This is a genomic window from Streptomyces sp. NPDC001070, from assembly GCF_053598835.1.
In genome coordinates this window covers 1-21,762 of record NZ_JBSFLB010000023.1, presented here as the reverse complement: position 1 = coordinate 21,762, position 21,762 = coordinate 1, and the positions used below count along the sequence as shown (strand labels likewise).

At 71.1% G+C, this 21,762-nt stretch carries 16 protein-coding genes; 4 read left to right on the top strand and 12 right to left on the bottom strand.

Annotated features, from left to right (window positions below; translation table 11 throughout):
• Positions 1 to 223 precede the first annotated feature (223 nt).
• The 3 genes from ACWDAS_RS26335 (at position 224) to ACWDAS_RS26325 (ending at position 4,184) form a co-directional block, all read left to right on the top strand.
• Entirely contained in the window at positions 224 to 1,765 is a 1,542-nt protein-coding gene (locus tag ACWDAS_RS26335) for a Re/Si-specific NAD(P)(+) transhydrogenase subunit alpha (RefSeq protein WP_450395470.1), read from the top strand.
• A gap of 6 nt (positions 1,766 to 1,771) precedes the next feature.
• Positions 1,772 to 3,247, top strand: a complete 1,476-nt coding sequence (pntB, locus tag ACWDAS_RS26330; RefSeq protein ID WP_450395467.1) for a Re/Si-specific NAD(P)(+) transhydrogenase subunit beta — start codon at positions 1,772 to 1,774, stop codon at positions 3,245 to 3,247.
• A gap of 241 nt (positions 3,248 to 3,488) precedes the next feature.
• Complete coding sequence (locus ACWDAS_RS26325; RefSeq protein ID WP_450395464.1) at positions 3,489 to 4,184, top strand: GntR family transcriptional regulator; 696 nt, start codon at positions 3,489 to 3,491, stop codon at positions 4,182 to 4,184.
• Between the two features lie 273 nt (positions 4,185 to 4,457).
• Here ACWDAS_RS26325 and ACWDAS_RS26320 read toward each other — a convergent pair whose 3' ends face one another.
• The 7 genes from ACWDAS_RS26320 to ACWDAS_RS26290 form a co-directional block, all read right to left on the bottom strand.
• The gene (locus tag ACWDAS_RS26320; RefSeq protein ID WP_450395461.1) at positions 4,458 to 5,888 is read right to left on the bottom strand and encodes an OFA family MFS transporter; all 1,431 of its coding nucleotides are present in this window, start codon (positions 5,886 to 5,888) and stop codon (positions 4,458 to 4,460) included.
• 846 nt (positions 5,889 to 6,734) lie between these two features.
• A complete protein-coding gene (locus tag ACWDAS_RS26315) occupies positions 6,735 to 8,324 on the bottom strand; it encodes a DEAD/DEAH box helicase (protein ID WP_450395459.1) in 1,590 nt (529 codons plus the stop codon).
• A gap of 221 nt (positions 8,325 to 8,545) precedes the next feature.
• On the bottom strand, positions 8,546 to 8,749 hold the full coding sequence (locus tag ACWDAS_RS26310) for a cold-shock protein (RefSeq protein WP_031013754.1): 204 nt from the start codon (positions 8,747 to 8,749) through the stop codon (positions 8,546 to 8,548).
• Positions 8,750 to 9,109: 360 nt separating this feature from the next.
• Positions 9,110 to 9,292 (bottom strand): formate dehydrogenase subunit delta, encoded by a 183-nt coding sequence (locus ACWDAS_RS26305; RefSeq protein ID WP_450395456.1) that lies wholly within the window; start codon positions 9,290 to 9,292, stop codon positions 9,110 to 9,112.
• 31 nt (positions 9,293 to 9,323) lie between these two features.
• Positions 9,324 to 12,140 (bottom strand): formate dehydrogenase subunit alpha, encoded by a 2,817-nt coding sequence (gene fdhF / locus ACWDAS_RS26300; protein ID WP_450395454.1) that lies wholly within the window; start codon positions 12,138 to 12,140, stop codon positions 9,324 to 9,326.
• Positions 12,137 to 13,750 carry a formate dehydrogenase beta subunit gene (locus tag ACWDAS_RS26295; RefSeq protein ID WP_450395451.1) on the bottom strand — a complete coding sequence of 538 codons (1,614 nt, stop codon included), beginning with the start codon at positions 13,748 to 13,750 and terminating at the stop codon, positions 12,137 to 12,139. The genes fdhF and ACWDAS_RS26295 overlap by 4 nt, the downstream gene beginning before the upstream one ends.
• On the bottom strand, positions 13,747 to 14,205 hold the full coding sequence (locus ACWDAS_RS26290) for a formate dehydrogenase subunit gamma (protein WP_450395448.1): 459 nt from the start codon (positions 14,203 to 14,205) through the stop codon (positions 13,747 to 13,749). The genes ACWDAS_RS26295 and ACWDAS_RS26290 overlap by 4 nt, the downstream gene beginning before the upstream one ends.
• A gap of 416 nt (positions 14,206 to 14,621) precedes the next feature.
• On the opposite strand from ACWDAS_RS26290, the gene ACWDAS_RS26285 reads away from it, so the two are divergent.
• A complete protein-coding gene (locus ACWDAS_RS26285) occupies positions 14,622 to 15,311 on the top strand; it encodes a GntR family transcriptional regulator (RefSeq protein WP_450395445.1) in 690 nt (229 codons plus the stop codon).
• 18 nt (positions 15,312 to 15,329) lie between these two features.
• Here ACWDAS_RS26285 and ACWDAS_RS26280 read toward each other — a convergent pair whose 3' ends face one another.
• The 5 genes from ACWDAS_RS26280 to ACWDAS_RS26260 form a co-directional block, all read right to left on the bottom strand.
• Complete coding sequence (locus ACWDAS_RS26280) at positions 15,330 to 16,121, bottom strand: acyl-CoA dehydrogenase family protein (RefSeq protein ID WP_450395443.1); 792 nt, start codon at positions 16,119 to 16,121, stop codon at positions 15,330 to 15,332.
• A 302-nt stretch (positions 16,122 to 16,423) separates the two neighbouring features.
• On the bottom strand, positions 16,424 to 16,975 hold the full coding sequence (locus tag ACWDAS_RS26275) for a beta-class carbonic anhydrase (protein ID WP_450395441.1): 552 nt from the start codon (positions 16,973 to 16,975) through the stop codon (positions 16,424 to 16,426).
• Between the two features lie 6 nt (positions 16,976 to 16,981).
• Entirely contained in the window at positions 16,982 to 19,309 is a 2,328-nt protein-coding gene (locus tag ACWDAS_RS26270; RefSeq protein WP_450395439.1) for an FdhF/YdeP family oxidoreductase, read from the bottom strand.
• 333 nt (positions 19,310 to 19,642) lie between these two features.
• Positions 19,643 to 20,893, bottom strand: a complete 1,251-nt coding sequence (gene frc, locus ACWDAS_RS26265; RefSeq protein WP_450395437.1) for a formyl-CoA transferase — start codon at positions 20,891 to 20,893, stop codon at positions 19,643 to 19,645.
• Positions 20,894 to 21,231: 338 nt separating this feature from the next.
• Positions 21,232 to 21,762 (bottom strand): ATP-binding protein (locus tag ACWDAS_RS26260; RefSeq protein WP_450395435.1); only part of this gene is annotated, 531 nt, incomplete at its 5' end.

Here is a 21,762-nt window from a genome sequence, read left to right as displayed (position 1 = left end):
GTTCGAGTACCCCGCGGAGGGAACGATCGCCGCACACGCTGTGCCGGCGCCGCCGGGAAGCGTGGTCGCCACGCCGCCGGAAGGCGCCCGCCGCCGGGCACGCCGGCCGGCGGGTCGTGGCGCGGGCCCTGGCCGGTGCGGGTGGCCGGGGCAGGCACGGCGGGTTGGCTCAGCTCACAACGGCGCCGTGATGCCCAGTCGGAAGGGACGGAACAGGAGAGCGATGTCGGATACACCACCACAGCAGATAGGTGTCGTCACCGAGTCAACCGCCGGGGAGACCCGGGTGGCGGCCACACCGGACAGTGTTCGCAAGCTCCTGGGACTCGGCTACGAGGTCGTCGTGGAATCGGAGGCCGGAACGGCCTCGGGGTTCTCCGACGAGGCCTACACCGAGGCGGGAGCACGGATCGGCGACGCCTGGCAGGCGGACGTCGTCCTGAAGGTCAACCCGCCCTCGCACGAGGAGACGGCGAAACTGCGTGACGGGGCGACCCTCATCGGCCTGATGGCCCCCGCGTTGAACCCCGAGCTGCTGGACGAGCTCGCGCGGCGCCCGGTGACCGTCCTGTCGATGGACGCCGTGCCCCGCATCTCGCGCGCCCAGTCGATGGACGTCCTCAGCTCGATGGCCAACATCGCCGGATACCGGGCGGTGATCGAGGCGGCGCACGTCTTCGGACGGTTCTTCACCGGCCAGGTCACCGCGGCGGGCAAGGTGCCGCCCGCGAAGGTGCTGGTGGCCGGTGCGGGTGTGGCCGGTCTCGCGGCGATCGGCGCGGCCGGCAGCCTGGGCGCGGTGGTACGGGCCACCGACCCGCGGGCCGAGGTCGCCGACCAGGTCCGCTCGCTGGGCGGCGAGTTCCTCACCGTGGAGGTGGAGCAGGAGGCGAGCGGCGACGGCTACGCCAAGGCGACGTCGGAGGCGTACGACCGGCGCGCGGCCGAGATCTACAGCGAGCAGGCCGCGGACGTCGACATCATCATCACCACCGCGCTGATCCCCGGCCGCCCGGCACCCCGGCTGATCACGGCCGCGGACGTGGCGTCCATGAAGCCCGGCAGCGTCATCGTTGACATGGCGGCCGCGCAGGGCGGCAACGTCGAGGGCACGGTGAGCGGTAAGGCGATCGTCACCGACAACGACGTGACGATCATCGGCTACACCGACCTCGTCGGCCGGTTGCCCGCCCAGGCCTCGCAGTTGTACGGGACCAACCTCGTCAACCTGCTGAAACTGCTCACGCCCGGCAAGGACGGGCGGCTGACGCTGGACTTCGACGACGTCGTGCAGCGGTCGGTGACCGTGGTGCGGGACGGCGAGAAGACCTGGCCGCCGCCGCCCGTCCAGGTGTCGGCCGCGCCCGCGCAGGCGGCCGCCGCGCCGGCGGCGGCCCCGCAGGCGAAGGAGCCCCGCCTCTCGCCCGCCGCCCGCTACGCCCTGACCGGCCTCGGCATGATCGCGATGTTCCTCCTCATCGCCTTCTCCCCCACCCAACTCGCGCGCAACTTCACGGTGTTCGCGCTGGCCGTGGTCATCGGCTACTACGTGATCGGCAAGGTCCACCACGCCCTGCACACCCCGCTGATGTCGGTCACCAACGCGATCTCCGGGATCGTGGTGGTCGGTGCGCTGCTGCAGATCGGCCGCGACGGGGTGGCCGTCAGCGTGATGTCGCTCGTGGCGATCATGCTGACCACCGTCAACATCTTCGGAGGATTCGCCGTCACCCGCCGCATGCTCGGCATGTTCTCGAAAGGCTGAGGATCGATGAACTCAACCACGGCCGCCCAGGCCGCCGACATCGTCGCCGCGCTGCTGTTCATCTTCAGCCTGGCCGGGCTCTCCCAGCACCGCACCGCCCGCGTGGGAGTGGCGTACGGCATCGGCGGCATGGCCCTGGCCCTCGTCGCCACCGTCGTCGTCGCCGCGCGGGACATCCCGGCCGGCGCCGTCACCCTGATCGTGGCCGCCACGGCCGTCGGCGGCGCCGTGGGCCTGTGGCGGGCCCGCAGGGTCGAGATGACCCAGATGCCGGAGCTCATCGCCGTACTGCACAGCCTCGTCGGCCTGGCCGCGGTGCTGGTCGGCTGGAACAGCTACCTCGAGGTCGAGGCGCACGGCGCGGAGCAGACCCGGGTCGCCGCCGACCTGCTGCGGATCCACCACGCCGAGGTGTTCATCGGCATCTTCATCGGCGCGGTCACCTTCACCGGTTCGATCATCGCCTTCCTGAAGCTGTCGGCGCGGATCAAGTCCCGTCCGCTGACGCTGCCGGGCAAGAACGCCCTCAACCTCGGCGCGCTCGCCGCCTTCGTCCTCCTGACGGTCTGGTTCGCGGTGAGCCCGAACCTCGGCCTGATGATCGCCGTGACCGTCCTGGCGCTCGCGCTGGGCTGGCATCTGGTCGCCTCCATCGGCGGCGGCGACATGCCCGTCGTGGTCTCGATGCTCAACAGCTACTCGGGGTGGGCGGCAGCGGCGGCGGGCTTCCTGCTCGACAACAACCTGCTCATCGTCACCGGAGCGCTGGTCGGCTCCTCCGGCGCGTATCTGTCGTACATCATGTGCAAGGCGATGAACCGGTCCTTCATCTCGGTGATCGCCGGCGGATTCGGCATCGAGGCGGTGGCGAGCGGCGAGGCCGAGCAGGGCGAGCACCGCGAGACCAGCGCCGAGGAGACGGCCGAACTGCTGGAGAACGCCACGTCGGTGATCATCACTCCGGGGTACGGGATGGCGGTGGCCCAGGCGCAGCATCCGGTGGCCGAGCTGACCCACGCCCTGCGCGAGCGCGGGGTGAAGGTGCGGTTCGGCGTGCACCCGGTGGCCGGGCGGCTTCCCGGGCACATGAACGTGCTGCTGGCCGAGGCCAAGGTGCCCTACGACGTCGTGCTGGAGATGGACGAGATCAACGACGACTTCGTCGACACCACGGTGGTGCTGGTCATCGGCGCCAACGACACGGTGAACCCGGCCGCGGCCGAGGACCCGACCAGCCCCATCGCCGGCATGCCGGTGCTGCGGGTCTGGGGGGCCGAGAACGTCATCATCTTCAAGCGGTCCATGTCCTCGGGGTACGCGGGCGTGCAGAACCCGCTGTTCTTCCGCGAGAACAGCCGGATGCTCTTCGGGGACGCGAAGCAGAGCGTGGAGAACATCCTGCGCGCGCTCAGTTCGCCGGACAACGGGTCCGCGGCGTCGCGCCCGGGCCCCCGTACGGCCGAGCAGCCCACGCCCGCCTGACGGCCCTGACGCACCCGGCGGGGTGGGGCGGGAGAGCATCGGCTCTCCCGCCCCACCCCGCGTGCCCGCACCGCCGGACCGCGGGCCGCCCGTCCGCCTGTCCGCCCGTCCGGAATCGTGCGGCTTTCCACCGGTGCCAACTGCCGGTCGATTACGAGGTCTTGTACATTTCTGCGAGTAGATTGCATACTAAAATCTGTATTCTGGCTCCGTCACCAACCGCAGTCCGATGAGGGGGCCCATGCGCGAGACACGCACCGCCGCAGCCGCCACCGTCCGGATCAACCGGCCGGCCCCGCTGCGCCAGGCGGTCCACGACGCCCTGATCGAACTGATCATCAACGGCACCCTCAAGCCCGGCCGGCACCTGGTCGAGGCAGAGCTCGCCGAACACCTCGGCGTCAGCCGCCAGCCGGTCCGCGAGGCCCTGCAGCGACTGCAGATCGACGGGTGGGTCGACCTCCGCCCGTCCCAGGGCGCCTTCGTCCACTCCCCCACGCAGGAAGAGGCCGCACAGCTCCTCAGCGTCCGCGCCGTACTGGAGACGCACTCCGCCCATGGCGCGGCGCTGCACGCGACCGAGCAGGACGTCGCCCGCCTGTGGGAGCTGCAGGAGGCCGGGATCGCGGCCCTGGCGGCGGACGACGCGCGGGGCATCGTCGAGGCCAACGCCGCCCTGCACGGCTTCATCACCGAACTGTCCCGCAACAAGGTCCTGGCGGAGCTGATCCCCCAGGTCGACCGGCGGGTGCGCTGGTACTACACGCCCATCGCCAAGCCCCGCGGCAAGGACGCCTGGAACGAGCACGCCGCCCTCATCGACGCCATCGCCGAAGGCGACGCGGACCGTGCCGAGGAACTGATGCGCCGCCACACCCAACACACCACCGACTTCTACGGCCGGCAGATCGCCGCCGCCGGCGCCCGGAAGGGGTGACGGGGCGGCCGCCGCAACGCCGTACGGTCCGGGTGCTCGGCGCACCCGGACCGTTCCACGACAGGAGCGCGCGGTTCCCGTCGGTGCTCGCATGCCCGACGGGAACTGGGGCGGGGCCGGACGAAGCAGGGAGCGCACCCCACCGGCCGGCCCCGCTCCCGTGACGCGGGCGACCCGGCGCGGAACTGCCGCTGAACCGGGCCGGGCTCCGTTCGCCCGCGCACGTCTTGTGGGGGGCGCCGCCGCGGCGGCGCCCCTCCGGGGCCGGACCGCTCAGCCGCTCGCTTCGGCGGGGGCAGTCTCAGCCGGGGCCGGCTCGGCACGGCCGCCGGCCTCCCGCGCGGCGGTCCCCTCCACGTGCGAGGGCCTGGGCTGGCGCAGGAACAGCGTGATCACCGCCGAGAGGAAGGCGATGCCGCCGGCCAGACTGTAGCCGCCGGTGTAGCCCCACGCGCTGATCACCGAGGCGGCCAGACCGCCGCCGAACACACCGCCGAACAGCTTGGCGCTGTAGACCAGGCCGTAGTTCTGCGCGTTGTTGTTCTCGCCGAAGTAGTCCGGTACGAGGGCGGCGAACAGCGGGTAGAAGGCGCCGCCGCCGAAGCCGTTCACGAACGCGAAGAAGAGGAAGAGGGGTTCGTTGTGCGCCTGGCCCGACCACAGGACGCCGAACTGCGCCACGCCCGCGACGACCAGCACCAGTGTCAGCGTCCGCTTGCGGCCGAGGGTGTCGGACAGCCAGCCCACGGCCGCGCGGCCGACACCGTTGACCACGGCGAGCACGCCCGCGGACGACGCGGCCACCAGCGGCCCGAAGCCCAGGCTCTTGGCGAACGGCACCTGGAAGTTGATGCCGAAGAGCGACACACCGCCGATGCACACCAGCGCGAACCACATCAGCGGCAGCTGCCCGGTCCGGATCGCCTGCATCGGGGTGAACTGCCCCTTCGCCGGAGGGTTCTTGGCCAGCCGCCTGGCGACTCGCGCGGAGTCCTCGGTCGTGCCCCGGTTCAGCGGGTCCACGTCGTGCGGCCACCAGCTCTTCGGCGGGTCCTGGAAGAACATGCCGCAGACGCCCACGACGAGGACCATGAACACCGCGATCAGGTCCAGGACCAGCTTGTAGTTCCCGGGGTGGAACCAGTAGCTGAAGACGAAGATGAACGGCAGGGTTCCGTAGGCGAAGCCGCCGTTGACGAAGCCGGTGCGGGCGCCCTTGTTGTCCGGGTACCACTTGCCGACCATGTTGATGCAGGTCGCGTAGACCAGTCCCGCACCGGTGCCGCCGAGCACCGAGTAGCCGAGGATCACGACGACGGGGTTCCCGAAATGGGCGACGGACGCGAGACCGACACCGGACAGCAGCGCACCGGCGAGCATGGCCGTCCTGGCCGGCAGGACTCCCGTCTCCCTCAGCCGCCCCGCGGGAAACGCCACTCCCGCCTGGAAGACCGCCCACACACTGGCGATCCAGAACGCCTGCGTGAGCGTCCAACCGTGAGCGCTCTCAAGGGTCGACTCCGCGGAGCTGTAGCCGTACTCGAAGACGCTGACACCCATCATCGCGAACCACGGAAGCCAGACCATCCAGGCCCGGGGCCTGCCCAGGATGGACCGGTCGGTCTCCCCGACCCGGTACACACGGCCGTTCACGTCGGTGACTTCCCGATAGGGAGCAGGGGCCACCTGAGGTATTGCTGACATGTGTGCCTTCCCTTGCGTGAAAAGAACCTGGCGTGCGCTCCCTGGGCCTTTCTCTTCATGCGGCGGGGTGGTCCGGAATCCCATCCCTGCGGCACGGCCGACAGCGGCCGGGCCGGCGGTACGCCGTCCGGACGCCTGGAGGTCCGGGGCGGCATCCCGGACCGTGCAGCGCATGGGCGGTATCACTGCGGTACGGCCCCGGGCGCGAAGGCGCCGCGCCCGGGGCTGAGTTGTCGTCGATCCGCTGACCAGCATGTGAGGCATTCCATACTGGAGATTGCATACGGTATGGATCCGCCGAAGCGCGTGTCCAGAGGATGTCGGGAAGATTGACTACCGCATTACCTATGAGGCAACCGCGACTTCCGTCGGCGGGTCCGGCCCGCCGCGCGGAGACTGCTCGGCGACCGCCCGGAGAGCGCGGCATCATCCGGCGGGCCTTGGGCGTTGCCCGGCCCCGGCTGCGCGTGAGGGATGAGCCGCGCCGCGGCGTGATCGCTCAACACCTCATTTGCCGGGCTTGGTTGACGACCGCTCCAGGGTGGCAACGGCGGCCCGGTCGCGCTACGGGGTTCAGTATGTGCACGGCGCGGAGGTGCGGACGCCACGGAGCCGGCCGGAACCCGGCCCGGCCGCCCGGGGCGGCGGCGGTGCGAACGTCGTATACGAAACGGGCGGCCGTGGAAGGCCGCCCTCGGTACCGCCATGCCCCGGCGGCGCGGCCGGGGAAGGCCGAGGAGCCCCCAGGGGTCACCGGCGAAGCCGGGGCCGATCCCTTCGCCGCCAGTGCCCGTGTCCGGCATACATGGACGGCGAGGGATCGGCTGCCCGCTTCACCTCAAGGGCTCAGGTCGCCGAGCTGCGGCGGCCGCCCCGGCCACCGCGACCGGCCCGGCCGTCGGTGCCGGCAGCGCCGCCGGTCGCCTCGCCGGCCGGCCGCCGGCCGGAGCCGCGGACGACCTTGCCGGAGGCGCCGCCGGTCGCGGCGCCCGCCGCGGCACGGCGGTCGGAACTGCGGCCGCCCGCGCTCACGGCGCCGCCCGCGGCCGCGCGGGATCCCGCCCGGCGGGCGGAACCGCGCCCGCCGGTTCCGGAGGCACCGCCGGCCCCCGTCGTCCCGGCCGCGGCACGCCCCTCCGAACCCCGGCCACCGGTCCCGGCACCCGTCGCCGTCCCGGCCCCGGCGCCGCTCCGGCGCCGGCGGCTGGGCCGCCTGCCGGGCTCGGTGCCGTTCTTCCGGTCCGGGCGGGACGCCGCCGGTGCCGCGGGCTGCGGGATCTCGATGGTGACGGCCACGCCGGAGGGCTCGCGGGCGCCGGTGATGGTGGCCAGCTCGGCGTCGCTCGACGTGATGCGGGCCGACCGGGGACGGATGCCCGCGTCCGACATCAGCCGGGTGACGTCCCGCTTCTGGTCGGGCAGGACCAGCGTGACCACGCTGCCGGAGCCGCCGGCGCGGGCCGTGCGGCCGCCCCGGTGCAGGTAGTCCTTGTGGTCGGTGGGCGGATCGACGTTCACCACGAGATCGAGGTCGTCGATGTGTATACCGCGGGCCGCGACGTTCGTGGCGACCAGCGCGGTGACCTGGCCGTTCTTGAACTGGTCCAGGGTCCGGTTCCGCTGCGGCTGGGAGCGGCCCCCGTGCAGTGCCGCCGCGCGGACACCGACGGACAGGAGCCGCTTGGCGAGCCGGTCGGCGGACCTCTTGGTGTCCAGGAAGAGGATGACCCGGCCGTCACGGGCCGCGATGCGCGTGGTGACGGCCTTCTTGTCGGTCTCGTCCAGGACGTGGAGCACGTGGTGCTCCATGGTGGTCACCGCCCCGGCGGACGGGTCCACGGAGTGCACCACCGGGTCGGTCAGGAACCGCTGCACCAAGCGGTCGATGTTGCCGTCCAGGGTGGCCGAGAAGAGCATCCGCTGCCCGTCGGGCCGCACGCGCTCGATCAGCTTGGTGATCTGCGGCAGGAAGCCCATGTCGGTCATCTGGTCGGCTTCGTCCAGCACCGTGATGCGGACGTCGTCGAGCACGCAGTCGCCCTGTGCCACCAGGTCGTTCAGCCTGCCGGGGGTCGCCACGAGCACCTCGGCGCCGCGCCGGAGCGTGGCGGCCTGCTTGGTCATGGACAGCCCGCCGACCACGGTGGCCAGCCGGAGGTTCACCGCCGTCGCGTAGGGGGTCAGCGCGTCCGTCACCTGCTGGGCAAGTTCGCGGGTGGGCACCAGCACGAGGGCGAGGGGCGCCCTGGGCTCCGCGCGCAGCCCCGCCGTACGGGCCAGGAGGGCCAGTCCGAACGCCAGGGTCTTGCCGGAGCCGGTGCGTCCCCGCCCCAGCAGGTCACGGCCGGCCAGCGAGTTCGGCAGCGTGGCGGCCTGGATGGGGAAGGGCGTGGTCACGCCCTGCGCGGTGAGGGTCTTCAGCAGCCCCGCGGGCATGTCGAGACCGGCGAAGTCCTCGACCGCGGGCAGCGCGGGTGTCGTGCTTTCCGGCAGCCGGAATTCTCTCGGCGCCGACGCGGACGACGGACGCGGCGACGTGCGCCTGGCCGGTTTCTGGGGCCTGCGGGACATACGGATGTCTGCCTTCCTGGAACAACACAAACCGGGGTCCGCACCGTACGGTGCGGACCCCGGCAGGCGGATACGCGTCCGGGCGATCAGGCGGGGACGATGTTCTCCGCCTGCGGGCCCTTCTGGCCCTGCGTGACGTCGAAGGTCACCCGCTGGCCCTCCTGGAGCTCACGGAAGCCCTGGGTCGCGATGTTCGAGTAGTGGGCGAAGACGTCGGGGCCGCCGCCGTCCTGCTCAATGAATCCGAAACCCTTTTCGGAGTTGAACCACTTCACGGTTCCCTGTGCCATGACTTTCTCCTTCTGTAGGCAGAGGCCCCATCCGGAGATGCCGGAGAACAAATAATGCGCCTGCAGGTGAGAAATTACCCGTCAGGCGCACATAGGTTTATGGGTACCACAACTGCAACTACAAAAAGCCTAGCACAGCCCGGCGGCCGGTGTCGGACGGCCGAGGCGCGCCGTGATTCCCGGGAGCCCTGACCATCACGAACTCGCCTGGCCGCGGCGCCCTCGCACACCGGCGGGCGCGGCCGCCGGTCCCGTTGGGTGCCGGTGCCGTCACAGCGAGCGGCCGGGGCGGGGCCGGTCGCCGGGGCCGCGGAAATCGCCCGCGATCCCGGCTCCCGGCCCGTTCCCGGAGCCCGCGGGTCACCGCAGGAGCTTCACCGCGGCCACGACCAAGGGGTCCAGCCCGTCCGCTCCGGCGTCGACGAACTCGAACAGCCGAGCGCGCATGCGCGGGTCCCAGAACCTGCCGATGTGCCCCGCGACGGCCTCGGCCGCCTGCCCGCCCGGCAGGTGCCCGAGGTTCGCGGCGATGTCGTTCGCCATCCTCCGTTCGGACGGCACCGCGGCTCCCATCTCAGTCCCCCACCGTGAGCAGGCCGTCCTCGGCGATCTCCGCGTCGTCGGGCCGGAGCGGACGCGCGAGCCCGACCTGCACGGCGGTGACCTTGTACTCCGGGCAGTTGGTCGCCCAGTCCGAGTTCTCGGTGGTGACCACGTTGGCGCCGGTGACCGGGTGGTGGAACGTGGTGTACACGACGCCGGCCGGCATCCGGTCGGAGATCTCCGCGCGCAGGGTCGTCTGCCCCACACGGCTGGTCAGGGTCACCATGTCGCCGTCGGTGATGCCGCGGACCTCGGCGTCGTGGGGGTGCAGCTCCAGTACGTCCTCGGGATGCCACGCGACGTTGCCGGTGCGGCGTGTCTGCGCCCCGACGTTGTACTGGCTGAGGATCCGCCCCGTGGTGAGGATCAGCGGGAAGCGCCGGGTGCTGCGCTCGCTGGTCGGCACGAAGGTGGTGACCACGAACTTGCCCTTGCCCCGGACGAACTCGTCGACGTGCATGATCGGCGTTCCCTCCGGGGCCGACTCGTTGCACGGCCACTGGACGCTGCCGAGCTTGTCCAGCAGCGCGAAGGAGACACCGGTGAAGGTGGGCGTGACCGCGGCGATCTCGTCCATGATCTGCCCCGGGTGGTCGTAGGCCATGGGGAAGCCCATGGCGGTGGCGATCTCGCTGACGATCTGCCACTCGTGCTTGCCCGTCTTCGGCTTCATCACCGCGCGCACCCGGTTGATCCGGCGTTCGGCGTTGGTGAACGTGCCGTCCTTCTCCAGGAAGGACGCGCCGGGCAGGAAGACGTGCGCGAACTTGGCCGTCTCGTTCAGGAACAGGTCCTGCACGACGACCAGTTCCATGGCCTCCAGCGCGGCGGTGACGTGCCCCAGGTTGGGGTCGGACTGGGCGATGTCCTCGCCGTGGACGAACAGGCCGCGGAAGGTCCCGTCGATCGCCGCGTCGAACATGTTGGGGATCCGCAGCCCGGGCTCGGCGAGGAGAGTGCCGCCCCAGAGCTTCTCGAACACCGTTCGGACAGCGTCGTCGGACACGTGCCGGTAACCGGGCAGCTCGTGCGGGAACGAGCCCATGTCGCAGGAGCCCTGCACGTTGTTCTGGCCGCGCAGCGGGTTCACGCCGACGCCGTCACGGCCGATGTTGCCGCACGCCATCGCGAGGTTGGCCATCCCCATGACCATGGTCGAACCCTGGCTGTGCTCGGTGACGCCGAGGCCGTAGTAGATGGCCCCGTTGGGCGCCTGCGCGTACAGCCGGGCCGCGGCGCGCAGTTCGTCGGCGGGCACGCCGCTGATCAGCTCAGTGGCCTCCGGGCTGTGCTCCGGGCGGGCGATGAACTCCGCCCACGCGTCGAAGTCCTCGCACCGCTCGTCCACGAAGGCCCGGTCGACCAGGCCCTCGGTGACCACCACGTGCGCCATGGCGTTGACGACCGCGACGTTGGTGCTCGGCTTGAGCTGGAGGTGGTGCCGGGCCTCGATGTGCGGGGAGCGCACCAGGTCGATGCGGCGCGGGTCGACCACGATCAGCTGGGCGCCCTCGCGCAGCCGGCGCTTCATCCTGGAGGCGAACACCGGGTGCCCATCCGTGGGGTTGGCGCCGATCACCATGATCACGTCGGCCTGCGCCACCGACCGGAAGTCCTGGGTGCCGGCCGACTCGCCGAAGGTCTGCTTGAGCCCGTATCCCGTCGGGGAGTGGCAGACCCGGGCGCAGGTGTCCACGTTGTTGTTGCCGAAGGCCGCCCGCACCATCTTCTGGACGACGTACACCTCTTCGTTCGTGCACCGCGAGGAGGTGATGGCGCCGATCGCACTCGGTCCGTACCGATCCTGGAGCTCGCGCATCCGCCGGGCGACGGTGCCGATGGCCTCGTCCCACTCGACCTCGCGCCACGGATCGGTGATCCTGTCGCGGACCATGGGCCCCAGCACCCGGTCGGGGTGGGTCGCGTAGCCGAAGGCGAACCTGCCCTTGACGCAGGAGTGGCCCTCGTTGGCCCCGCCGTCCTTGTACGGCACCATCCGCACCAGCTCGTCGCCGCGCAGCTCGGCCTTGAAGGAGCAGCCGACACCGCAGTACGCACAGGTGGTGACCACCGACCGGGTCGGCATGCCGAGCTCGACCACCGACTTCTCCTGCAGCGTCGAGGTCGGGCAGGCCTGCACACAGGCCCCGCAGGAGACGCACTCGGAGTCCATGAAGCTCTCGCCCGCGCCCGCCGAGACCTTGGAGTCGAAGCCGCGCCCCTCGATGGTCAGCGCGAAGGTCCCCTGCACCTCGCCGCAGGCCCGCACGCAGCGGGAGCAGGCGATGCACTTGGACGCGTCGAAGTCGAAGTACGGATTGGACGTGTCCTTCGCGGCGTCGAGGTGGTTCTCGCCCTCGTAGCCGTACCGGACCTGCCGCAGCCCGACCACGCCGGCCATGTCCTGCAGCTCGCAGTCGCCGTTGGCCGGGCAGGTGAGGCAGTCCAGCGGGTGGTCGGAGATGTAGAGCTCCATGACGCCCTGGCGGAGCTTCTCCACCTTCGGGGTCTGCGTGCTCACCTTCATCCCGTCCGCCACCGGCGTGGTGCAGGACGCCGGGGTGCCGCGGCGGCCGTCGATCTCCACCACGCACAGCCGGCAGGAGCCGAACGGCTCCAGGCTGCCGGTGGCGCAGAGCTTGGGGATGTCGATGCCGGCGAGCGCGGCGGCGCGCATCACCGACGTGCCTTCCGGCACGGTCACCGGCATCCCGTCGACCTCCACCGACACCGTCGCCGCGCCGGGCCTTTCCGGTGTGCCGAAGTCGGGTTCCTTGAGAAGTGTCATGCCGTGCCCTCCGTCCTGGCGCCACTGGATTGCCCGTGCCGGACCCCCTGGCCGGCGTCGCGGGCGAGGAAGTCGTCGGGGAAATGGGCGATGGCACTGCGCACGGGCATCGGCGTCAGTCCGCCCATCGCGCACAGCGAGCCATCGGTCATCAGCTCGCACAGGTCCTCGAGCAGGGCCAGGTTCCCGTCCCGCTGCTGCCCCGCCACGATCTTGTCGATCACCTCGACGCCGCGCACGGAGCCCACCCGGCAGGGGGTGCACTTGCCGCAGGACTCCTCGGCGCAGAACTCCATCGCGAAGCGGGCCTGCGCGGCCATGTCGACGGTGTCGTCGAACACGACGATGCCGCCGTGGCCCAGCATGGCCCCCGCGGCGGCGAACGCCTCGTAGTCCATCGGCAGGTCGAACTTCGACTCCGGCAGGTAGGCGCCGAGCGGCCCGCCGACCTGCACCGTGCGCACCGGGCGCCCGGAGAGCGTGCCGCCGCCGTACTCCTCGACCAGTTCGCGCAGGGTGACGCCGAAGGCCGTCTCCACGATCCCGCCGCGGGCGATGTTGCCGCCGAGCTGGAACACCTGGGTGCCGCGCGAGCGTTCGACACCGAGTTCCTGGTACGCCTTCGCCCCGTCGGCGAGGACCACGGGCACGGTGGCGAGGGTGAGGACGTTGTTCACGACGGTCGGCTTTCCGAACAGGCCCTCGATCGCGGGGATCGGCGGCTTGGCCCGGACCGTGCCGCGCTTGCCCTCCAGGCTCTCCAGCATGGAGGTCTCCTCGCCGCAGATGTACGCGCCCGCGCCGACCCGGACGTGCAGCTCGAAGTCGAGCGGGGAGCCGAGGATGCCCTTGCCGAGCCAGTTGTGCTCCCGCGCGATCGCGATCGCGGCGCGCATCGTGGCCACGGCGTCGGGGTACTCCGAGCGGATGTAGACATAGCCCTCGCGCGCGCCGACCGCGTGTGCGGCGATCGTCATGCCCTCGATGAGCATGAACGGGTCGCCCTCCATCACCATCCGGTCGGCGAAGGTCCCGCTGTCGCCCTCGTCGGCGTTGCAGCAGACGAACTTCAGCTCGTCGGCGCAGTCCAGGACGGTCTTCCACTTGATGCCGGCGGGGAAGCCCGCGCCGCCGCGGCCCCGCAGCCCGGATTCGGTGACCTCGGTGACCACGTCAGCGGGCGCCATGCCCAGCGCCGTGCGCAGCCCGGCCAGGCCCCCGTGGCGCAGGTAGTCCCCGGTCGACAGCGGGTCGGTCACCCCGACCCGGGAGAAGGTGACCCGCGTCTGGCGTGCCAGCCAGGGCAGTTCGTCGACGACGCCCAGGCGCAGCGGGTGGTCCCCGCCCTCCAGCAGGCCTGCGGTCAGCAGGCCCTCCACGTCCGAGGGGGACACCGGTCCGTAGCCGACGCGGCCGGCCGGCGTGGCCACCTCGACCAGCGGCTCCAGCCACAGCATGCCGCGGGAACCGTTGCGCACCACCTCGACGGGCGACTCCCGTTCGGCGGCGGCCTGTCGCAGCGCGTCCGCGACCTCGTCCGCGCCGACGGACCTGGCCGCCGAGTCGCGTGGGACGTAGACCGTCACCGCGGAGTCCGAAGAGAGCCTCATCGTGCGACCGTCCCCTCGAGGATCGAGCCCAGCCGGGCCTGGTCCATTCGTCCGTACAACCGGCCGTTCACCTCGACCGACGGCCCGAGGGCGCAGTTGCCGAGGCAGAAGACCTGCTCGACGGTGACCGAACCGTCCGCGGTGGTCTCCCCCAGCGCCAGCCCCGCCTCGCGCGCGTAGCCCAGCAGGCCGTCGGCGCCGAGGGCCTGGCATGCCTCGGCACGGCATATCCGCACGGTGGTGCGGCCCGCCGGCTCGCGGCGGAAGTCGTGGTAGAAGGTCACCACTCCGTGGACGTCCGCCCTGGAGAGGTTGAGCTCGTCGGCGAGTACCGGTATGGCCTCCTGCGGCACGCAGCCCAACTCGGCCTGGACGGCGTGCAGTATGGGCAGCAGCGAACCGCGCTGATCCCGGTGATCAGCCACAACCGTGCGGACAACGTCTTCGACCGTCATGTCACTCCCGCTGATCGTCATTGATCGCTCCGCCTTCGTCAGGTCGGGGAGTACCGGCGCGGGATCGTCGCTGCCGTCAGACCGGTGCCATTCGCCCACATGCACGCCCCTCGACCTGTCCTGCGGATGCGCGGGGCCGGTGACCGGCCTGCGGAGCCGCTTCGGTTTCCCGACGGTGCTGGCAGTACAGGGCGACGATACCGCATACAAGCTTCTGTATGCAGAATCCCGTCGCCAACTTTTCGCACGCTCCGGCCCGCCACCGGGCGGGCATCACGCCACAGTTGAGGCATGTTGCATACCAAAACCTGTATACTGGGAGATCCGGGAACTCCCACCACCGCCTTGCGACCGCCACGGCGGCCACCACTGGCAGAGCCGTCGGCCCACGGGTTCGCCGGCAGATCGGGGGAAGCATGCGTGAGTCCCTGACGGCCGCGGCGACCCGGCGTGTCGCCCGCCCGGCACCACTGCGCCAGGCCGTGTACGACGCGCTGATCGAACTGATCATCAACGGCTCCCTCACACCCGGCCAGCACCTGGTCGAGGCCGAACTCGCCGAACACCTCGGCGTCAGCCGCCAGCCCGTCCGCGAGGCCCTGCAGCGGCTGCAGACCGACGGCTGGGTCGATCTGCGCCCCGCCCAGGGCGCCTTCGTGCACTCCCCCACCGAGGAAGAGGCCGCCCAACTCCTCAGCGTCCGCTCGGTGCTGGAGACCTACTCGGCCCAACTCGCCGCCGCGAACGCCAAGCCCGAGGACGTCGAACACCTCTGGACGCTGCAGCAGGAGGGCGTCGACGCGCTCGCAGCCGGAGACGTGGAGCGCCTGGTCACGGCCAACATCTCCCTGCACACCTTCATCACCTCCATGGCCGGCAACTCCGTACTGGCCGAGCTGATCTCGCAGGTGAGCCGGAAGGTGCGCTGGTACTACACGCCCATCGCCAAGCCCCGCGGCAAGGACGCCTGGAACGAGCACTCCCAGCTCATCAAGGCCATCGCCAAGGGCGACGCCGGCCGCGCCGGCGAGATCATGCGCAAGCACACCGAACGAACCGGCGAATACCGCAAGGCCCTCGCGGCGAGGGCGACGGCCCGGCGCTGACCCGCCGCCCCGCCCGGTTCACGACGCGAGGGTGCCGGCCGGGCGCCGGGCGGCTGCCACGACGTCCACCGAGGGGTGGATTGCGGTGGCACCGACGGCGTCGCGCAGTTCGAGCAGCCACGGCAGGACGGTGCGCAGCACGATGTCGTGCCCTTCGCCGTCCTTCCCGAGCATCGCGTCGGCCGGGACGAGCACCGGATCGGCCAGGACGGTCGAGGTCGCGCTGCCGTACGGCCCTCCCCCGTCCGTCCGGGCGGGGACGAACAGGTCGGGGGCGTGCGCGGGGACCGTCCAGAGAGTCAGGCCGTCCTCCGTGGCGAGCGGCCGGGACGACCAGACGTAGCTGTCGGCCTCCCCCGCGGCGACCACCTCGCGTTTGCGGGCGCGCAGGGCGACCACGTCACCTGAGCGGGTGGCCGTGGAAGAGGGCCCCCAGGGCCGGGCCTGTATGCCCTGCCCGCCGGGGACGCCCTCGGTCAGGGCGAGACTGCCGAGGTGGCGCCCGGCGGCGATCTCGGCACGGACCCACGGGCTGCCGTACGCCTCGATGACGGCGACCGCCGCGTAGTGCGACTGGAGCACGGCCGCGGTCGCCGGGCAGGCACGCGCGATCCGCGCCACCACATCGGCGGCGTCGGACAGCGCGAGCCCGCCGCCGCCCAGGTCCGCGGAGACGGTGAGTCCGAGCAGCCCGGCCCGGCCGAGGGCCGTCACCGAGCTGCGCGGAAACCTGCCCTCCTTGCCGGCCCTCTCGGCGGAGGGCTCGATGACGCTGCTCAGGACGCGGGAGAAAGCGTTGCGGTACGACACGGGCGCCCCCTCAGGAGTGGTTTCTGGTCTGCCGCCAGGCAGCGGGTGGTAAGCACGAAAGGGATTGCATACAGTATGCCGAGCACCCCGGTCCCTTCGCCGAATGCGCCGGCACAAGACCGGAGCGGTGACGGGCCGGCGCGGAGAACACGCTCCGGCCGGCCCGCCATCCTGCGCGCGCGGACCGTACGGCCGGAGCCGCCGTCCCGCAGGCCCCGGCCCGGTTGCCGTCCGCCGGCCCGCGCGCACGCCTGTGGGCCGTAACCACCCCCGGGGCCGGGTCCCGGGGGTGGCCGGTGGCCTCAGCGCAGCGGGTCGATCTCCCGCAGCAGGCCCGTCGACACGTCGAAGACAAAGCCCCGGACGTCGTCGGTGTGCGGCAGGAACGGCGACGTGCGCACCCGCCGCATCGACTGCCGGACGTCCTGGTCGACGTCCTGAAAGGCCTCCACCGCCCATGCCGGCCGCTGTCCGACCTCCAGCCCCAGTTCGTGCCGGAAGTCCTCGGTCAGACTCTCGAGGCCGCAGCCCGTGTGGTGGATGAGGACGACACTGCGGGTGCCGAGTGCGCGCTGACTGATCGTCAGGGAGCGGATCGTGTCGTCGGTGACCACCCCGCCCGCGTTGCGGATGGTGTGACAGTCGCCCAGCTCGAGGCCGAGAGCGGCGTGCAGATCGAGACGGGCGTCCATGCAGGCCACAACGGCCACCCCCAGAACGGGGCGGGCCCCCATACCCGGGTCGGTGAATCCGGCGGCGTACTGCCGGTTGGACTCCACCAGGCGGTCGATGACCGCCTCGGGGCCGGGGGCGCCGCCGGTGGACTGCGCGGGTCGGTGCGTCGGCGTCGACATGCCGGGCTACCTCGTTTCGGTCGGGTTCGAAGCGTCGTCCCTGGTCCCGTCGCCGGACGGTTCCAGCCGGACCACGATCCCCTTCGATGTCGGGGTGTTGCTGATGTCGGCCACGCTGTCCAGCGGCACGAGGACGTTGGTCTCCGGGTAGTAGGCGGCGGCGGATCCGGGCGTCGTGGGGTAGGAGACGAGCCGGAAGCCGCGGGCGCGGCGTTCCACCCCGTCGTGCCACACGCCCACCAGATCGACGTGGTCGCGGTCGGCGAGACCGAGCGCCGCCAGGTCGGCGGGGTTCACCAGGACGATGCGGCGGCCGTTGCGGATCCCGCGGTAGCGGTCGTCCATCGCGTACGGGACGGTGTTCCACTGGTCGTGGGAACGCAGCGTCTGCAGGATGAGGTGCCCCTCGGGCGCCTGGAGCATCTCGAAGTCGTTGCAGGTGAAGACGGCCTTGCCGCTCGAGGTCGGGAACGTCCCGTGGTTGACCGGGTTCGGCAGCGTGAAGCCGCCCGGCTCGGCCACCCGTGCGTTGTAGTCGTGGAAGCCGGGGACGACCCGGGCGATCCGGTCCCGGATGGTGCCGTAGTCCGCCTCGAACTCCTCCCAGGGGATGGGCGGGGCGTCGCCGAGGGTGCGGCGGGCCAGCCGGGAGATGATCGCCACCTCGCTGAGCAGCGTGCCGGAGGCGGGCGCGAGCCTGCCGCGGGAGGCGTGCACCTGGCTCATGGAGTCCTCGACCGTGACGAACTGCTCGACGCCGCCTTGGACGTCCCGGTCGCTGCGGCCCAGGGTCGGCAGGATCAGCGCGGTGTCGCCGCAGACCGTGTGGGAGCGGTTGAGCTTGGTCGAGATGTGCACGGTGAGCCGGCAGCCGCGCAGCGCGGCCTCGGTGAGCTCGCTGTCGGGGGTGGCCCGTACGAAGTTGCCGGCGACGCCGACGAAGACCTTGGCGCGGCCGTCGCGCATGGCCCGGATGGAGTCCACGGTGTCCCAGCCGTGCCGGGTGGGCGGGGCGAACCCGAACTCGGCCTCCAGCGCGTCGAGGAACTCCTGCGGCATCCGCTCCCAGATGCCCATGGTGCGGTCGCCCTGCACATTGCTGTGGCCGCGCACCGGGCACACACCGGCTCCGGGCCTGCCGATGTTCCCCCGCAGCATCAGGAAGTCGACCACCTCGCGGATGGTCGGCACTCCGTGCTTGTGCTGGGTCAGGCCCATCGCCCAGCAGACGATGACGCTCCTGCTCTCCAGCACCCGGGCGTGCACCTGCTCGATCTCCTCGCGGGTCAGCCCGGTGGCGGTGAGGACGTCGTCCCAGTCGGTCTTGCGGGAGTGCCGGGCGAACTCGGCGAAGCCGGTGGAGTGGGTGTCGATGAACTCCTGGTCCAGCACGGTTCCCGGAGCGGCGTCCTCGGCCTCCAGGAGCAGCAGGTTCAGGGCCTTGAACAGCGCGAGGTCACCGCCGGGGCGGATCTGCAGGAACTGGTCGGCGATGGCGGTCCCGCGGCCGGCGATGCCGCGGATCTTCTGCGGGTGCTTGAACCGCATCAGCCCGGCCTCGGGCAGTGGATTGACGGCGATGACCTTCCCGCCGTTGCGCTTGGTCTCCTCCAGCGCCGACAGCATCCGCGGGTGGTTGGTGCCCGGGTTCTGGCCCACCACGAAGATCAGGTCGGCGTGGTGGATGTCGTCCAGGGACACGCTGCCCTTGCCGATGCCGAGGGTCTCGTTCAGAGCGGAGCCGCTGGACTCGTGGCACATGTTGCTGCAGTCCGGCAGATTGTTGGTGCCGTAGGCGCGGGCGAAGAGCTGCAGGAGGAAGGCGGCCTCGTTGCCGACCCGGCCCGAGGTGTAGAACACGGCCTCGTCCGGGGAGTCCAGGCCGCGGAGCTCCCCGGCAAGGAGGTCGAGGGCGCCGTCCCAGCCGATCGGCTCGTAGTGGGTCGCACCGGGGCGCTTGACCATGGGCTCGGTGAGCCGGCCCTGCTGGTTGAGCCAGTAGTCGGACTTGGTGTCCAGCTCGGACACCGAGTGCCGGGCGAAGAAGTCGGCGGTGACCCGGCGCGAGGTCGCCTCGTCGCTGATGTGCTTGGCGCCGTTCTCGCAGTACTCCTGCAGGTGCCGGTGTTTCGGGTCCGGCTCCGGCCAGGCGCATCCGGGGCAGTCGAAGCCCTTGGCCTGGTTGATGTTCAGCAGCGTCAGCGCCGTGCGCCGGACCGTGGTCTGGCCCAGGGAGTACCCGATCGCGTGTGTCACCGCGGGCAGTCCGGTCGCCCAGGTCTTGGGCGGGGTCACCTCCAGACGGTCGCCGGTCGGGTCCTCGATGGTGCTCATGGTCTGGCCTGTGCCTTTCTGCTGTTACCGCGTGCGTGCCACGACTGCGCGCCGCGGCTTCGTGCCGCGGCGGGCGCCGGTGGTGCGTGCCCGCCCGGTCGATAAGCGGGGTCTGTCAACGGCAGTCCGCCCCGGGGTGTGTCATCCGGACCCGGGCCCCGGTCGTCGTGCGGGGGCAGGGCGTGCCGTGCCGGGTCCGCGACGGGACACCGTCCCCGGTACGGCGGCGGGTTCCGGAGCGCCGGTGACCCGCATGCCATGCGCCGCCCGTACGGCGGCGGGTCGCACCGCCGGGTCGGGTCACGGCCGGCGGGCCGGGGTCCGCGGTCGTCGTCAGATCACCCCTTGCGCCTTGAGCAGGGGCAACTCGTCCTCGTGGATGCCGAGTTCTGCGGTGTAGATGTCCTGGTTGTGTTCGCCGAGGAGGGGTGAGCGTTCGATGGTGGTGGGCGAGTCGGAGAGCTTGAGGGGGTTGCCGACGGTGATGTAGGTGCCGCGTTCGGGGTGGGGGACCTCGACGATGATTTCGTTGGCCTGCAGGCTGGTGTCCTCGATGATCTCTTTGGTGGACAGGATCGGTCCGCAGGGGATGTTGTGGGTGTTGAGTTGTTCCAGGACCTGCCATTTGGGCAGGGTGCTGGTCCATTCCTCGATGAGCTGGAACATTTTGGCGAGTTTGGGGAGTCGGGCTTGGGGGGTGGCCCATTCGGGGTCGTGGGCCAGTTCCGGGCGGCCGATGAGTTCGGTGATGGGTTGCCAGCCGGTGGGCTGGACGATGACGTAGACGTAGTCGTTGGGGCCGCCGGGTGCGCATGTGACGGCCCAGCCGGGTTGGCCGCCGCCGGAGGCGTTGCCGGAGCGGGGTACCTCTTCAGCCGAAGACGTGTCCTCGGCGTTGGGGTATTCGGCGAGTGGGCCGTGGGTCAGGCGTTGCTGGTCGCGGAGTTTGACCCGGCACAGGTTCAGGACGGCGTGTTGCATGGCGACCTGGACGCGTTGGCCGCGTCCGGTGTGGGTGCGTTGGAAGAGCGCGGCCAGGATGCCGGCGACGGCGTGCATGCCGGTGCCGGAGTCGCCGATCTGGGCGCCGGTGGCCAGGGGTGGGCCGCCGTCGAAGCCGGTGGTGGCCATGGAGCCGCCCATGGCCTGGGCGACGACTTCATAGGCCTTGTAGGCGGTGTAGGGGCCGTCGCCGAAGCCCTTGATCGAGGCGTACACGATCCGCGGGTTGATGTCGTGGATGTGTTCCCAGGTGAATCCCATGCGGTCGATGGCGCCGGGGCCGAAGTTCTCCACCATGACGTCGCTGCGGCGGATGAGTTCGGTGAGGATCTCTTTGCCGCGGGGGGTTTTGGTGTTCAAGGTGATGCTGCGCTTGTTGCCGTTGAGCATGGTGAAGTACAGGCTGTCCGCGTCGGGCAGGTCGCGCAGTTGGCTGCGGGTGATGTCGCCGGTCGGTGCCTCCAGCTTGATCACGTCGGCGCCGAGCCAGGCCAGGATCTGGGTCGCGGACGGTCCGGACTGCACATGCGTCATGTCCAGCACGCGGACACCCTCGAGAGCCTTCGTCACAGCGGTCGTCACCTCACTTGTCCATCGACTGGTTCACCGTTCCAGGGGCATGCGACGACGGCCCGGCAGCGGCCGCGTCAGGAGTGGTCCTCGGGGGCGACGGCGCCCGGCCGCCCGCAGGGGCGTGGCTCTTGGATCCCGCCATGTGCCGTCCTCCTCGCGATGACCGAATTCCATACTGAAGATTGCATACCGTATGGAGTAACCCTCATGGTCGCGTCAGAGGCGACGGATGTCCAGAGGATGCCGGGAAAGATTTCCCCAGGAACCTCCGACAGACGCGTGCAGCATGGGCGCGGCGGTACGCACCGCCACGCCCGTCGGGCCCGTGGGGCGGGTCGGGCCTCACCTCACGGCCAACGTTGCCGGACTTGCGGTGGGGTGGCGCGACGCGGCTGCTCCCCGGGCGCGGGCGGTGCGTCGAAGGCCTGTCGCTGTGAGGGTGAGGGGGTCAGGTCTGCTTCGGCCCAGACGACCTTGCCGCCCGATGCCGAGCGGGAGCCCCACCGGCGGGACAGCTGGGCGACCAGGAAGAGGCCGCGGCCGTTCTCGTCCGTGGAGTGCGCCCGGCGCAGTCGCGGGGCGCAGACGTCGGTGTCGAACACTTCGCAGGTCAAGACTTCGTGCCGGATCAGGCGCAGTCCGATCGGGCCGGTGCCGTGGCGGAGGGCGTTGGTGACCAGTTCGCTGACGATCAGCTTCGTGGAGTCCTCGAGCCCTTCCAGGCCCCATGCGGCCAGCTGACGGGCTGCCAGGTCACGGGCGTCGCGGACGGCGGTCCGGTCGCCGGGCAGTGTCCAGCAGGCGACCCGGGTGGGTTTGAGTGAGCGGGTCCGGACCAGGAGCAGGGTGACGTCGTCGCACGGTGCCTGCCCCGGGAG

What these genes read in the sequence shown, in the direction of transcription:
- ACWDAS_RS26335 (WP_450395470.1), top strand. Translation starts at nt 224, where the DNA reads ATGTCGGATACACCACCACAGCAGATAGGTGTCGTCACCGAGTCAACC.
- pntB (WP_450395467.1), top strand. Translation starts at nt 1,772, where the DNA reads ATGAACTCAACCACGGCCGCCCAGGCCGCCGACATCGTCGCCGCGCTG.
- ACWDAS_RS26325 (WP_450395464.1), top strand. Translation starts at nt 3,489, where the DNA reads ATGCGCGAGACACGCACCGCCGCAGCCGCCACCGTCCGGATCAACCGG.
- ACWDAS_RS26320 (WP_450395461.1), bottom strand. Translation starts at nt 5,888, where the DNA reads ATGTCAGCAATACCTCAGGTGGCCCCTGCTCCCTATCGGGAAGTCACC.
- ACWDAS_RS26315 (WP_450395459.1), bottom strand. Translation starts at nt 8,324, where the DNA reads ATGCCCGCGGGGCTGCTGAAGACCCTCACCGCGCAGGGCGTGACCACG.
- ACWDAS_RS26310 (WP_031013754.1), bottom strand. Translation starts at nt 8,749, where the DNA reads ATGGCACAGGGAACCGTGAAGTGGTTCAACTCCGAAAAGGGTTTCGGA.
- ACWDAS_RS26305 (WP_450395456.1), bottom strand. Translation starts at nt 9,292, where the DNA reads ATGGCGAACGACATCGCCGCGAACCTCGGGCACCTGCCGGGCGGGCAG.
- fdhF (WP_450395454.1), bottom strand. Translation starts at nt 12,140, where the DNA reads ATGACACTTCTCAAGGAACCCGACTTCGGCACACCGGAAAGGCCCGGC.
- ACWDAS_RS26295 (WP_450395451.1), bottom strand. Translation starts at nt 13,750, where the DNA reads ATGAGGCTCTCTTCGGACTCCGCGGTGACGGTCTACGTCCCACGCGAC.
- ACWDAS_RS26290 (WP_450395448.1), bottom strand. Translation starts at nt 14,205, where the DNA reads ATGACGGTCGAAGACGTTGTCCGCACGGTTGTGGCTGATCACCGGGAT.
- ACWDAS_RS26285 (WP_450395445.1), top strand. Translation starts at nt 14,622, where the DNA reads ATGCGTGAGTCCCTGACGGCCGCGGCGACCCGGCGTGTCGCCCGCCCG.
- ACWDAS_RS26275 (WP_450395441.1), bottom strand. Translation starts at nt 16,975, where the DNA reads ATGTCGACGCCGACGCACCGACCCGCGCAGTCCACCGGCGGCGCCCCC.
- ACWDAS_RS26270 (WP_450395439.1), bottom strand. Translation starts at nt 19,309, where the DNA reads ATGAGCACCATCGAGGACCCGACCGGCGACCGTCTGGAGGTGACCCCG.